Raw genomic sequence first — 13,857 nt, forward strand, 5'->3', positions numbered from 1 at the left:
CGAGGAGTCAAGGTTGCGCGGAACTGGATCGGCACCGACCGAACGGGTCCTCGACGTCGTCGAGTTGCTCAGCCTGCCCGGCAACCGGCAGCTGCGGTTCTCCGACGTCGTCCGCGAACTCGACTTGTCGCAAGCCACCGCGCACGCGATCCTCAAGACCCTCACCGACCGCGGGTGGATCAGCCGAGATCCCGTCGCCAAGACGTTCACCCTGGGCCCGGCGGTCTCGCTCATCGCCGCCCGGCTCGACGAGGCCCGTCCGATCGCCCACCTGGCGCGCGAGGCCGCACGGCGCCTGGCAGTCACCGTCGACGTCCCGACGTCGGTCATCGAGCGTGCCGGCGACGACCTCGTCATCACGGCGTTTGAGCAGCCGAAGGGTCGCGCCATCTCCGCGTCGCCAAACGAGCGCATCCCCTATATGGCGCCATTCGGCGTTGCTTTCGCGGCATGGGACACCGCCGAAGCACAGCGCGCCTGGATCGAACGGGCGGCGGCGGGCGATGCGGCACTGACATGTCGGCTATCCGATGTGCTCGCCCAGACACGGGAACGCGGCTACGACATCGACTGGATGACACCGGCGCTGGCGCAGGCGGCGCACGCCATTGATTCGCTGTCCGAGCACGCGCTACCGGTCAGCATGCGCTCGATCATCGACCAGTTGAGGCTCGAATTCACCTCGGCCGCTTTGGTCGTGGAAGACGGCAAGCGCGCGCCTCGGCCAGTCGCGACGATCTCGGCACCAGTTCTCGACGCACACGGGCACATTCAATTGGTTTTGGGCATTCATCCGGTAAGACCCATGACAATGGGTGAGATCCGCGCGATGGCAAAGCCTCTTCTCGCCGAGATACAGCAACTCACATCAAGCACTGAACCGCGCACGTAAGTCGTTCTTCAGCACCTTGCCGGTGAGGTTGCGCGGCAGCGCTTCGACGATCTCAAGTCGCTCCGGCGACTTGTGCCTGCTCAACCCTTTCGATTGGCAGTGCTCGGCAAGCATCGGCAGGTTCACCTCGGCGCCCGGCTGCGCGACCACCACAGCGCAAACCCGTTCGCCGGTGCGGGGGTCCGGCACTCCGATCACCGCGACGTCGGCGACGGCCGGGCGCGTGGCGAGCACACCTTCGATTTCCAGCGCCGAGATGGTCTCCGCGTTGCGGATGATCGCGTCCTTGATGCGGCCGGTAACGACGACGTTGCCGTCGGCGTCGACGCGCCCACGATCACCGCTGCGGAACCAGCCGTCGGCGTCGAACGCGTCGGCGTTCAGGGCCTCATCGACGTAGCCAAGGAAGCACTGCGGCCCCTTGAGCCGTAGTTCGCCCTCCTCGCCGACGGCGACTTCCCGTTCGTTCTCGTCGACCACGCGGACGGACACGCCCGGCACCGGACGACCCACGGTGTGGTCGAGCACCTCCGGCGGCCCGTCCGGCGGGGGCGAGGTGGCGACCGGAAACTCGGTCAGCCCCCACGAGTTCGCGACCCCGGCGACCGACAGCGTTTCGCGCACCTGGCGGCCAAGCTCCGGGGTGATCGGCGCGCCTCCCGCCACGCAACCGCGCAGCTCCCGGAAACAGCGGTTCGCCACCCTGCTCGCGCTGGGCGGTCATGAAGGCGACAAAGAACGGCGTCGCCGACCCCAGCAGCGTCGGCCTGTGCGCGGCGATCGCCCTGGGCGTACGCACCGGATCGAACTCGTCGAACAACACCATCCGCATGCCGGTCAGCAGGCTCGCCGCCAGCATCGCCGCCCCACCGATGTGCGAGATCGGGAACGCGATCGGGTTGACGTCGTCGCTCGTGGCGCCGATCATCCGCACCACCCCGGCTGATCCGGCGATCACCGAGCGATCGCAGTGCCGTACCCCCCTTCGGCGCGGCGGTGGTGCCCGACGAGTAGTAGATCCACCTCGGCAGCGTCGCATCGGAAGGCGGTGCTGGAAGCGACGCCGGGTCACCGACGGGGACCCGCAGGGCATCGACGACCGGGGTCTCATGATCGATCACCAAGACCGTCATCGGCCGGTTTTCGGCCAGTCGGTGCGCCAGCGCGACATGGTCGAACCCGCGCCACAGCCCCGGAACGAGAATGACCTCGGTGCCGAGTTGCGCTGTCACGAAACCAACTTCGCTTTCCCGCCAGATCGGCAGGATCGGGTTCTGGGTGGCGCCGAGCCGGGTCAGCGCCACCGACACGACCATCGTCTCCAGTGTGGTGGGCAGCTGCCACGACACCACCGTGCCGGAGCCGATGCCGTGCTGCGCCAAAGCGGCCGCGGTGCGCTCGGCCGCGTTACGCAGTTGTGCATTGGTCAGACTGCGCCCGAAGTCATCGGCGAGCACGCAGCGGTCGGGGTGATTCTCGGCGGCAGCGTCGACCAGATCCCAGAAGGTTTCGCCCATCAGCCGCTCGGCAACATCAGGCGGCGTTTTGCGAGGATGTTACGCATCATCTCCGAGCTTCCCCCCGAGACCGTGTACGCGCGCGACCACAGCCAGCATTCTCGCAAGCGCTCCTTGGCGTGTTGCGCCTCCGCGTCGGCGCCCACGTCGACGGCGGCCGCCAGTTCGGCACCGTACGCTGAAAGCCGGTGGTAGGTCTCGGCGAAACTCAACTTCGCGATTGAACCGTCGCCCGGTTGTTCCGCGCCGATGATGAGCCGCTCCACATGGTCGTCAATGAACGCCTTGGCCACCTCCGCCTCCACGGCCAGGTCGGCCACCTCCTGGCGGATGTCGGCATGGCTCAGCGCCGGGATGCCGTCAACGAGCGCGTTGCGCGCCACCGTCACCAGGTCGGCGATCAACAGCTCGAGCAGGATGACGTTGCCGCCGATACCGAAGCGCTCGAAGTCCAAGCCCGCCATGATGATCGACCAGCCCTGGCCGGCTTCGCCGATGAGACCGTCCGCGTCGACCACCACGCCGGACAGGAACACCTCGTTGATTTCGATCGCGTCGCCGATGGTGCGGATCGGCCGGACCTCGACACCGGGCGCCGACAACGGCACCGCGAACACCGACAGGCCATGGTGACGCGAAGAAGTCGGATCGGTGCGGATCAACGCCAGCCCCATGTCGGCCCAGTGGGCGTCGGTGATCCACGTCTTCTGTCCGTCGATGACCCAGCTGCCGTCGTCACGTTGCACGCCGCGGCTGCGCACCGCGGCGATGTCGCTTCCGGCGTCGGGCTCGCTGAGCAACTGGCACCAGACGTGCTCGCTGCGCCGGATCGGCGGCAGCAGCGCGCGCTTCTGGTCCTCCGAACCGAAGTGCAGCAGCACATGCGCGGCGAGGTTGACCTGGTCGACCGGCCGGGGCGCGCGGGCCCGCAGGATCTCCTCGCTGACGATGCGGTCGTGCAGCGGGTGGTGATCGGCGCGGCCGCCATATTCGATCGGCCAGTCCGCACCCACGAATCCGGCCTCGAACAGCCCGGCGAACCAGGCCCGCAGCTGGGTTTCCTGTTCGGCGTTTTCCGGCGCCCGGTGGCCTTCGCGGGCCCGGAAGGGCGGAGCGTGTTCGGCGATGTGGGCCCGCACGCGGTCCCGGAACTCCGCCAGTTGCTCGGCGTTGGGCCGGCTCCCGAGCCCGGTCACCAGCCCGACACCTCGGCCAGCAGCGCGCGACTCGACCGCGGGCTGCCCATCAGCTGCGCGTTGCTGAAAACCCTGCGCAGTTCGTGGTGCAACGGATACTCCCAGGTGAAACCGATGCCGCCGGACAGTTGCATGCACTCGTCCACAGCCGCAGTCGCTTTGGCGGTGACGAATGCGTGCGCGACGGTCGACAGCTCGATCACCCGATCGTCGTCGGCGGCGGCCGCTCGCGCGGCCTTCATCACGACTGCGCGCGCCTTGACCTCGAAGACGAACAGGTCCACCAGCCGGTGCTGGATCGCCTGGAAACTCGCGATCGGCACGCCAAAGGCCACCCGCTTCTTGAGGTAGGCCGTCAACCGTTCAAGCGCCATGGAGACCGCGCCAAGAGAGTCGGCGGCGACGAGCAACCGGGCCACCGCGGCCAACTGGGCGGCCCGCTGCGGAGAGCCGATCGCCACGCGTGGCGCGTCGCCAATGTCCACACGCCACACGGGACGAGTGACGTCCAGCAGATCGGCCTCGATCTCAACCGCCACCGCAGCACCATCGATGAGATGAATTCCATTGCCGCTCAAAGTGACTATCACACTCACCTGGTCGCCGCCAACGACGCGGGCGATACTGGCGCCGACCACTCCCGCGGTGACGGCACCGCTCAGCAGGTCCGACAGCCATCGCTGTCTGACATCCTCGGGCGCGGACGCCACCGCCGCGGCCGCCAGCGTGGTGCCCAACCACGCCGATCGGTCCTGGGCACGCCCCAGTTCCTCGGCCACCACGCAGGTCTCGACCGGCCGCCAGCCAGCCCCGCCCAGCGCCTCGTCGACGAGCAGCCCGGTCCAGTCCAGCGCCGCGAGGTCCTCGACGGACTGCTTCGCGCCGCGTTCGGCCAAGAACTTGCGCGCCGAGACGCGCAGCAGGTCGAGATCGGCGGTGTCCGCGCTGGTCATGCCGCGACTAGCTCCGGCCGCGCAACAGTGAGTCGGCGTTATCGCGCATGATCCGCTTCTTGGCCGCCCCGTCCAGCGGGTCAAGCAGCTTGACGAAGTCGGCGGGTTCGGCCAGTCCCTCGGCATGCGGGTAGTCCGAGCCCATCAACAGACATTCGTCGTAGCCCAGCCGCCGCACGATCTCCGGAATGTCGTCCTCCGGGTAGGGGACCACGCCGACGTGCCTGCGGAAGATCTCCGATGGGCGCTCGGTCAGCTTGCCGCCGATCCATGGCCCGTTGCGACCCATGCCGCGACTCTTATCCATGTGCACGACGAACTGCGGCACCCATTCCGCGCCATGCTCGGCGACGAGCACCCGCAGTCCGGGGAACCGGCCGAAGAGGTTGTCGAAGATAAGCGCCGACAACGTGTCCTCGATGGGCCGCTGGCCATAGATGTTCATCCACTGCCACGCCGACATGTGCCAGGCGGCCGGGTCGGGGTTGTGTCCCCAAGCCGGCGAGATCGCATCGAAGTACCAGAACGGCTGGATATGGAACACCAGGATGCAACCGGCCTCTTCGAGCCGCGCGTAGACCGGATCGAAGTACGGGTCGCCCGGCGACCGGCCGTAGGCCGGGCCCGTCGGCAGCAGCACCAGGCGCGCGCCCTGGTCGAGGATCGCGTCGGTTTCCCGGACCGCGGAGTCCAGGTCGCGCAACGACAGCAGCGCGGTAGCGTAGATCCGGTCCTGGTAGTTGAAGCCCCACGTCTCGTTGAACCAGCGGTTGAACGAGTGCAGGTTGGCATACAGCGCCTCGGTGTCATCGACATAGTGCTCGGCTGCCAGCGCCATTCCCGCCGGGAAGATGACAGCACGTTCGACGTTTTGTTGCTCCATCACGCGCAGGCGCGGCTCCCGCTCGAGCCACTCGGGCTGCATCGGCTGCGGCTCGTAGGTCTCGTCGGGGTTGCCCGAGCCCATCTGCTTGAGCATCTCCTTCAGCGAACCCGGGCGGTAGGCGAGGTCGAAACCGAGTCCCGCCTCGCTGTTGAATGTGGCGATCCGGTGCCCGGCGAGAATCACCTCCTTGCCATCTGCGGCACGCACCGGGGTGATGGCTCGATCGTGAAATTCCTTGGGCAGGTATCGGGTAAACGCGTCACGCGTCTCATAGCAGTGCGTATCGCAGTCGAAGATCCCGTAGTCGAGCTTGGTTGTCACAGCGCCGGCCCCTTCATGCGAGAATACTTATTCTCCTAAATCAGAAAAGATACTATCTGTGGTCGGGAATGCCTATCCCGGGTCAGGCCGCGCTAGGAGGTGGCGGGTGGCGACGACGGAGGGCGACGAGCTGCGCCGGGCCGTGCGTGAGTTCCTCGCGGTCACCTCGCCGAGCAGCCGGGTGCGCGAACTCATGGCCACCGAACACGGGTTCGACGACGTGACGTGGCGCCAGATGGCCCGCGAGCTGGGCCTGCACGGCATCGCGGTGCCCGAACGCTACGGCGGCGCCGGGGCGGGCATGGCCGAGCTGGCGATCGTGTTCGAGGAGATGGGCGCGGCGTTGTTGTGCGCGCCGTTCTTCTCCACCATCGGCCTGGCGGCGCAAGCGCTGCTTTGCAGCGGGGACACGGACGCCATGGGCGATTATCTGCCCGGGATCGTCGACGGGTCGATCACCGCCACACTCGTCCTCAACGGTCGGCTCGGCGCCTGGGATCCGCGGGCGGTGACCTTGACTGCGCACGCCGGGCACCGGATCAGCGGCGAGGCCGCGCTGGCGTTGGACGGACACACCGCGAATATCGTTCTGGTGGCGGCGAACTCGGAATCCGGTCCGTCACTTTACGCGGTCGAGGGCGACGCGGCCGGGCTCACCCGCGAAGCGCTGACCACACTCGACCGCACCCGCAAGGTGGCGCGGCTGCACTTCGACAACGTGCCGGGCAGGCGCATCGGGCCGCAGGGTGCGGCGCTTCACGGACTGGTTCGCGCCTGTGACCTCGCGCTTGTCGCGCTGGCGGCGGAACAGGTCGGCGCGGCTCAGCGGTGCCTGGACATGGCGGTCAGCTATGCGAAGCAACGCATCCAGTTCGGCCGTGCTATCGGTAGCTTTCAGGCGGTCAAACACCGCTGCGCCGACATGCTCGTGCTGGTTGAGGGCGCCCGGTCGGCAGCCGTCAGAGCCGCGCAGGTCTCCGATGGCCCGGAGTTGCCGGTGACCGCGTCGGTGGCGAAGCTGGCATGCTCGGAAGCTCTGCTGCAGGTCGCGCTGGACAACATGCGAATCCACGGCGGGATCGGCTTCACCTGGGAACACGATGCTCATCTGTACGTCCGGCGGGCCAAGGCCAGTGAGCTGATCTTGGGCAGCCCGGACTACCACGCCGAACGCCTGGCGGCCCTCGTCACCACACACGTCAACACCCGGAAGGACGACCGTGACCATTTCGTACTCTCTTGAACTGCCCACCCACCGGGTGGAGGCCGAGGAGGAGTTCGTCTCCGCCCCGGCCATCTGGGAGATCGCCCGTGCCGCCGAGGCCAGCGGGTTCGCCGCGGTGCACGTCACCGACCACCCCGCACCGGACACCAGGTGGCTCGACCACGGGGGGCACCACGCCCTGGACCCGTTCGTCGCACTGTCCTTCGCGGCCGCCGCCACCACCGACGTCAAGCTGCTGACCAACGTCTACATTGCCGCCTATCGCAACCCGTTTCTGGGCGCCAAGCTGGTGCAGAGCCTCGACGTGTTGTCCGGAGGCCGACTCATCCTCGGTACCGCTGCCGGCTATCTCAAACCCGAATTCCGTGCCCTCGGAGTAGATTTCGACAACCGCAGTGCGCTGCTGGACGAGGCGCTGGACGTGATGGACCGGGTGCTCACTGGGGACGACGTTTCCTACGAGGGCACGTCGTTCTCCGCGCGGGGTGTGCGGCTGCGTCCGGTGCCCAAATCACGGCCGCCGATCTGGGTGGGCGGCAACAGTAAGCGAGCAGTGCGACGCGCCGTGTCGCGCGCACAGGGCTGGGCGCCGTTCAACACGTTCGGCTACGCCGCCGCGTCACGCACCGCGGAGATCTCCACGCTCGAGCAGTTGGAGTCCGCGATCGCCTGGGCGCGTACCTACGCGGCCGAGATCGGCCGCACCGACCCGCTGGACATCTGCTTCTCCGCGGGCAATCTGCTTGACGACAGCAGGTCGACGGATGAACGGCACGCGACCATCGCGAGGCTGGAGGCCATGGGGGTGACCTGGCTGACCGTCAGCCCGTCCGGCGCCACCCGGGCCGAGGTCGTCGACCATGCAAAAGCCTTCGCCGGGGAGTTCATCGGGTGAGGCTGCCGGCGGCCGCCGTGCCGACGCGGATGCTCGACATGTGATGGCGGTGGGTCTGGGCTCGGCGGCCAGGGTCTGGCGGTGTCGTCAACGCGGCGCGCCCGAAGATCGAAGCCTCTCGGTGGCCTTTATCGGGCTCTTTGTGGAATTTACGCTGCGGCACACGATAACGTCTGTTCTCATGGCCCAACCCAGACTCGTCGACCTGCTCGACCCAGCAACGACCGCGCTCGTGACGCAGGAGTGTCAGGGCGGTGTGATAGGGCCCCAGGCGGGTCTGCCGATGCTCGCCGAAGAGGCGCGCCGAGAGGCGATCCCGAACATCGCCAAGCTGCTCACCTCGGCCCGGGCGGCGCAGGCCGCGGTGGTGCACTGCCTGATCCAGCGGCGCCCCGACGGTCGCGGCTCCAACACGAACGCTCGTCTTTTCGCGTCGGCCAAGTCCTTTTCGGCCGACCTCACCCCGGGCTCACCGGGCGCCTCGGTGCTGCCGGAATTCGGTCCCGAGCCTACCGATTTGGTCCTGACCCGGCTGCACGGGGCGGGCCCGATGACGGGCACCGAGCTGGACTCGGTGCTGCGCAACCTGGGGATCAAGACGATTGTCGGCGTCGGCGTCTCGGTCAACGTGGCGATCACGAACTTCGCGATGGATGCGGTGAACCGCGGGTACCAGTTCGTGCTGCCCCGCGACGCGGTTAGCGGGTTCCCCCGCGAGTATGCCGAGGCGGTGATCGACAACACGCTGGCTCTGCTAACGACCGTGACGACGACCGACGCCGTCGTCGAGGCGTGGGCGTCGCTCACGTCGTGACGTGGCGGCCGCCGCCCGGCAACCCCTATGGATCGTCGCCGACAAAAGTGATAACGTCATTCTCACAATCGTAAACAGACGTATTCGCTGTTCCGAGGAGGTCGGCCCATGTCCACCCGGTCCCTGCCGTACCCGGTGTTCGATATCGACAACCACATGTACGAGACGACGGACGCTCTCACCAAGTACCTGCCGAAAGAGCACCGGGGCAAGGTGGGTTATGTACAGGTCAACGGCAGGCCGAAGCTGGTCGTCAAGAACCGCATCAGCCATATGATCCCCAACCCGACGTTCGACCGGGTGGCCCGACCGGGCAGCGCGGAGGACTACTTTCTCGGCAACAACCCCGAAGGCCTCACCTTCCGCGAATTCATCGGGGAGCCAATGGATGTCATCCCCGCCTACCAGGCTCCCGCGCCGCGCATCGAGCTGATGGACGAGCTAGGCCTCGACCAGTGCGTCATGTATCCCACCCTGGCCAGCCTCATCGAGGAGCGCACCACCGACGACGTAATCCTGACCCACGCGATCATCCACGCGCTCAACGAATGGATGTACGAGCACTGGACGTTCAACTACCAGGATCGCATCTTCGCCACTCCGGTCATTTGCTTGCCGATCGTGGAGGAGGCCATCCAGGAGTTCAGGTGGTGCCTCGAACGGGGCATGAAGACGTTCCTGGTCCGTCCGGCTCCCGTGCCCAGCCGTTTCGGGGGTTCGCGGTCGATGGGCCTGCCCGAGTTCGATCCGTTCTGGGAGGAGGTCGTCAACGCAGGAATTCCGGTCACCATGCACGCCTCGGACAGCGGCTACCAGAAGCACCTCATGGAATGGGAAGGCGGTGACGAGTATCTGTCCTTCAAGCCGAGCGCCCTGCGCGAGATCGTCATGGGCCACCGCGCCATCGAGGACACGCTCGCGGCGATGATCTGCCACGGTGCGCTGTCGCGCTTCCCCGACCTGAAGATCTTCTGCGTGGAGAACGGCAGCGGCTGGGTGCGCAACCTGCTGGAGCAGCTGAACACCGCATACAAGATCATGCCAAAGGAGTTCGACGAGCACCCGGTCGAGGTGTTCAAGCGCAACATCTACATTCACCCATTCCTGGAGGACGACCTCAAAGGGATCATCGACATCATGGGCGAGGACCACGTGATGTTCGGCTCCGACTTTCCACACCCCGAGGGCATCGGTGATCCGTTGAGTTTCGTCGACCGTCTCGAGGGGATCCCGGAGACCGCCAAGGCAAAGATCATGGGCGGCAACGCGATCGAACAGTTGGGCCTCATGGTGGCGTGACACAGGCACCGACGTCAGCAAAGCTCGACGACGCAGGTACGGCACAGCGATCACCCACCGCACCTTGTCGCCAAGTCCGATTCTGGTGCAAGAGACCTCATCGGTGACCGGGCTGTCGGTGCAGGTGAACTATTGCGCCCGACAAGTGGCATTCGCCGATGACGCACCGCCGCAGTGGCGCCGCGGCTGCTCGTCGGCCAGTGGCCAAGGCCCTCGGCGTCGAGCTCGAGACCATCACCGAGACCTACGAACGCGTGCCCACGCCGCGCACGCTTGCAAGTGGCGTGCGGAACTATTCCGGCCGAAACCTGCGGCGCCGTCCGGGCCGAGACCACCGGAATCGTCAACGGGCATCCGGTGATTACGATCGAGCACATCAACCGGATGGCCTCCGACCTCGCGCCGGAGTGGGCCTCGGCACCGAACGGCACCTACCGCCTCATCATCGACGGCCGACCGCGTATCCGCTGCGACCTGCGGCTCGGCACCGAAGACACTCCCGAGTCGGCCAACCACAACGCGATGGAAGCGACGGCGATGCGCGCGGTCAACGCCATCCCCTACGTCGTCGCCGCGGCTCCCGGCATCGCGACGTCTTTGGATCTGCCGATCACCGCGCCGCGGGATGCGCTCGACCTCGGCTAGCCCGTGAAGATCGGTCTCGCCGGGGGATCTTCGACGACGTCGACCAGATGAAGACGATCGAGCCGCCGCCGGTCATCGACGGCGCCGAATAAGCCGACGTCATTGTCGTCAAGATGGCCGGCCCGCTGCCGGCAAACGTTCCCTATCGGTGGGCGTGCCTGGCACCTGATGTCAGCGCTGCGGCGATGCGGCCTCGTGCTCGTGGTGAATCCTGACGAGGTCACGAAATCCGATTCGGGGATATTCGGGCACCGGCTGAATGCCCCACTTGTCCCGGGCGGTCCGCTGGCCGGCCGCCTCGGGTGCTCCGCCGAACGGTGGCCCCGACAACGGATACGGCTGCGTGCACTGCAGGGTGTCGTCGGCATAGCGAACCTTCATGAGTTCGCTGCAAATCTCGGTCAGCGACAGGTTCGGCCAGCCATACCAGATCGCCAGCGCGGGCACCGTCAACGCGCCCTCGACCACAAGCCCGAACAGGCAGACGAATAGTCCGCGCTTGAGCCACTTGTGCATTCGGGCGAACCCGGCGGCGGTTCCAAGGGGCAGTTGCTCCGCGTGGGCAGCACCATCCTTCGACGCACGTTTGCTCATCGGCCGGCTTCCTTCCGGTCAGTCGGAGAAGATCTCGCGATTTACCGTGTGCAGGTAAGGGATTGCCAGGAACGGCGTGATGTAGAAGATGTTGTAGAGCCACCAGCCAATCACCGGAAGCGCGACGCCGGCGTAGCGCACATCGGCGTACATGGTCATGTTCAGGATGTAACCCATCCAAGCGATTAACCCGAACCAGCAGGTGACGATCGTCCACTGATGACCCCACCGCTTCATCTGCAAAAGACCGATCGCGGCGGCGATTCGCATCGGAAACACCACGACGATGCAGACGATGATCCATGCCTTCTCACCGGGTGCGCCCGCGCCGCCGATCCACAATTCGTTGTAGTGCCAGAAGTAGCCGCCGTCCATCAGGTTGCCCCACGCCGTGAAGACGGTCCGGGTGATCAACGAATGGTTGGCGAAAACGTCGAGGCCCCAGCCGATGCTGTTGATCGCCGCATCCAGGATGATCACATAGCCGATCAGCGTGACCATCATCGGCCGCACCGAAAGCCCTGCCAGCTGGGCCCGCCGTAACAGATATGCACCGCGGCAGAAGACCGGCAGTCCCACCAGGCCCAGCACCAGCGTCCCCATCAGGATGGTGCCCGCGATCAGCCATCTGTCGGCTTGTCGTTGCGCCCGGCGACTTTCGTCTTGATGCTGGTCGAAAGAGAGCGATGCTGCCGGCGATGCCATTGTGTCTACCACTTTCTGGTCATCAGCATCTGCAGCTGGATCAAGAACATCGTGACCAGCCAGCCGTAAACGAAGACTTGGAACACGATGAGTGCGCGGCGCCGGCGTCGATCCTGCTCGTCCATCAGAGCGTGCCAATTCTCGACAGCAGCCAGTACCAGAACCAGACGATGACGCCCATTGCGCCCCACGCGAAGTTCATGCGGGTGATTTCTGCAAGCAACAGCTGCTCCTCGATCCCGCGGCGGCCACCGGAGGCCGCCGCAAGCAGATGATAACATTAATTTCTGATATTAAGAGCAGTTGTTCTCAACGAGCGATCCGAGACTGCCTGCTGACAATCGCCGACCCGGACAACGGCTCGCCGATGACCCCGGCCGGGGCTTCGACTACGGCGGGAAGCGCATTGACTACCGCCATAGCCGTACCGGTGACACCGGAGTTCACCTCCTGGGCCGTCGGCTGCTCGAAGTTCAGCGCGAGGGTCATGCTGGGGTTGCCTACGACTCGGAACACCATTCCGCCTTCGCCGTCGCGGACCGGCTTGGGCCAGCGCTCCGGCCACGGCGCGGTGCTCACCGTCGCGAAGTACTGGACCGCGACCGCCGCCCGGGTGCCGACCAGGCCTGCGAGATGCCACCGGTGGGCGCAGATCGTGCCCGCCGGGATGACCCCGACCGCGGTGTGCAGATCGGTCGGCGCAAGCAGCGTCTCCCAATCCAGTTCTACGCGGTCAAGTTCGAAACCGAGAATGTCGGCGAGGTACCGCACAACGGTTTCCCAATCCGTAGTCACCTTGCCCGACGCGATGCGCGCCGGCACATGGCCGTCGGGCTTTCCGAAACCCATCGACTCGTGCAGCACGTCCCAGAGCGGATAGGACCTGTCCAGATCCAGCGCGTACTCGTCCATCCGGTAGGCGTCGACCTGCCCGGCCCCCGCGAGTAGTGCAGTGGGGATGTTCAGGCTGATGAAACCCGGCTCGCCGCCGGTAGCGTAGAACGTCGAATTTCCTTTGGCGGCTGCAATTTCCAACGCTGTGCGCCATTTTGCTGGGGCGGCCGCGGGATAGACCAGCGGGATCGTCGCGCAGGTCACCACGCTGATGCCCGCCTCGAGGTAGGCGACGATGTCGGCGATGGCCTCCTCCTCGCGCCGGACCGCCGTCGCGCAGTACGCGACGCAGTCCGGAGCCAGCTTCAGGACGGCGGACAAGTCGTCGGTCGCCACGACGCCGACATCCGTCGTCCCGCACAGCCGGCCCGCGTCCGCGCCGACCTTCTCCGGTGTCGACACCTTCACCCCGACCAGTTCCAGCGCGGGATCGTCGATGAGTGCTCGCAGCGCCTGACGCCCGGTCAGCCCGGTGCCGACATGGACTACCCGATACCGCGTCACCGGTAGAAAAGTCCTGGCTTACCGGCGTCCTCGCGATGGCCGTAAGGGTCATACAGTTTCATTTCCGGGTACGGCTTCTCGACGAAGGAGGCCCGGAATAACCCGGCCTCGCGCAGCCCGGCAAGCACGGTCAGCGGCACGGCGAACGTCGCCACACCCACCACCCCTGAGGTCGGTAGCTGGCGGGTCATCGTCACCCTCGGCCGACCCGCCCCCGCGGGCAGTCGGTGGTCGATGCGGTTGATCAGCACCAATTCTCCACGGTCGTCGCGCAGGCACATCACCGCGACCATGCCGAAGATCAGATAGGCGATGCTGAACAGCCCCCACCCCACTCGTGCGGGCCAAGGCCAGGAGCTGGCCTTGGCCGATTCGGCGACGTCCGAATCCGCGCTGTGGTCAACGGGCTTCGTCATGTCGCGTCTGGTCGAAAAGCTCCATATGTCACGTCACGAGAATATGTGTTACCGATTCTGTCGGCACTCTTTTTAGATATTTAGATATTCGCGCTCAGGGG

The 13,857-nt window shown here is 66.2% G+C and carries 13 protein-coding genes and 1 pseudogene; 6 read left to right on the top strand and 8 right to left on the bottom strand.

Going from position 1 to position 13,857, the window contains the following annotated elements; translation table 11 throughout:
• The first annotated feature begins 13 nt into the window (after positions 1-13).
• The gene (locus tag MHEC_RS11460) at positions 14-892 is read left to right on the top strand and encodes a helix-turn-helix domain-containing protein (RefSeq protein ID WP_048891019.1); all 879 of its coding nucleotides are present in this window, start codon (positions 14-16) and stop codon (positions 890-892) included.
• Here the strand turns inward: MHEC_RS11460 and MHEC_RS11465 are convergent.
• The 4 genes and pseudogenes from MHEC_RS11465 to MHEC_RS11480 form a co-directional block, all read right to left on the bottom strand.
• Positions 869-2,409, bottom strand: a pseudogene (locus MHEC_RS11465) (class I adenylate-forming enzyme family protein). The gene MHEC_RS11460 and the pseudogene MHEC_RS11465 sit on opposite strands and share 24 nt — an antisense overlap.
• A complete protein-coding gene (locus tag MHEC_RS11470) occupies positions 2,409-3,605 on the bottom strand; it encodes an acyl-CoA dehydrogenase family protein (RefSeq protein WP_048891021.1) in 1,197 nt (398 codons plus the stop codon). Before MHEC_RS11470 ends, MHEC_RS11465 begins: the two are co-directional and overlap by 1 nt.
• Positions 3,602-4,558, bottom strand: a complete 957-nt coding sequence (locus MHEC_RS11475) for an acyl-CoA dehydrogenase family protein (protein ID WP_048891022.1) — start codon at positions 4,556-4,558, stop codon at positions 3,602-3,604. The genes MHEC_RS11470 and MHEC_RS11475 overlap by 4 nt, the downstream gene beginning before the upstream one ends.
• 7 nt (positions 4,559-4,565) lie before the next feature.
• On the bottom strand, positions 4,566-5,765 hold the full coding sequence (locus MHEC_RS11480) for an amidohydrolase family protein (protein ID WP_048891023.1): 1,200 nt from the start codon (positions 5,763-5,765) through the stop codon (positions 4,566-4,568).
• Between the two features lie 106 nt (positions 5,766-5,871).
• On the opposite strand from MHEC_RS11480, the gene MHEC_RS11485 reads away from it, so the two are divergent.
• The 5 genes from MHEC_RS11485 to MHEC_RS11505 all read left to right on the top strand — a co-directional run bounded on the left by MHEC_RS11485 (position 5,872) and on the right by MHEC_RS11505 (position 10,643).
• Entirely contained in the window at positions 5,872-7,008 is a 1,137-nt protein-coding gene (locus tag MHEC_RS11485; RefSeq protein WP_048891024.1) for an acyl-CoA dehydrogenase family protein, read from the top strand.
• The gene (locus MHEC_RS11490; protein WP_048891025.1) at positions 6,986-7,885 is read left to right on the top strand and encodes an LLM class F420-dependent oxidoreductase; all 900 of its coding nucleotides are present in this window, start codon (positions 6,986-6,988) and stop codon (positions 7,883-7,885) included. The genes MHEC_RS11485 and MHEC_RS11490 overlap by 23 nt, the downstream gene beginning before the upstream one ends.
• A gap of 181 nt (positions 7,886-8,066) precedes the next feature.
• Positions 8,067-8,699, top strand: a complete 633-nt coding sequence (locus MHEC_RS11495) for a cysteine hydrolase family protein (protein ID WP_048891064.1) — start codon at positions 8,067-8,069, stop codon at positions 8,697-8,699.
• Positions 8,700-8,807: 108 nt separating this feature from the next.
• Positions 8,808-9,998, top strand: a complete 1,191-nt coding sequence (locus MHEC_RS11500) for an amidohydrolase family protein (protein ID WP_048891026.1) — start codon at positions 8,808-8,810, stop codon at positions 9,996-9,998.
• 279 nt (positions 9,999-10,277) lie between these two features.
• Positions 10,278-10,643, top strand: coding sequence for a hypothetical protein (locus tag MHEC_RS11505; RefSeq protein WP_235434777.1), 366 nt, complete (start codon positions 10,278-10,280; stop codon positions 10,641-10,643).
• Positions 10,644-10,814: 171 nt separating this feature from the next.
• Here the strand turns inward: MHEC_RS11505 and MHEC_RS11510 are convergent, their stop codons facing one another.
• The 4 genes from MHEC_RS11510 to MHEC_RS11525 form a co-directional block, all read right to left on the bottom strand.
• Positions 10,815-11,237 (bottom strand): hypothetical protein, encoded by a 423-nt coding sequence (locus MHEC_RS11510; protein WP_048891027.1) that lies wholly within the window; start codon positions 11,235-11,237, stop codon positions 10,815-10,817.
• A gap of 18 nt (positions 11,238-11,255) precedes the next feature.
• A complete protein-coding gene (locus MHEC_RS11515) occupies positions 11,256-11,942 on the bottom strand; it encodes a hypothetical protein (RefSeq protein WP_048891028.1) in 687 nt (228 codons plus the stop codon).
• A gap of 309 nt (positions 11,943-12,251) precedes the next feature.
• Positions 12,252-13,340, bottom strand: a complete 1,089-nt coding sequence (locus MHEC_RS11520; protein ID WP_071700346.1) for a dihydrodipicolinate reductase — start codon at positions 13,338-13,340, stop codon at positions 12,252-12,254.
• Positions 13,337-13,756 carry a hypothetical protein gene (locus MHEC_RS11525; protein ID WP_053093991.1) on the bottom strand — a complete coding sequence of 140 codons (420 nt, stop codon included), beginning with the start codon at positions 13,754-13,756 and terminating at the stop codon, positions 13,337-13,339. Before MHEC_RS11525 ends, MHEC_RS11520 begins: the two co-directional genes overlap by 4 nt.
• Between the last annotated feature and the right edge of the window lie 101 nt (positions 13,757-13,857).

The organism is Mycobacterium heckeshornense (assembly GCF_016592155.1).
Classification (GTDB): Bacteria; Actinomycetota; Actinomycetes; order Mycobacteriales; family Mycobacteriaceae; genus Mycobacterium; species Mycobacterium heckeshornense.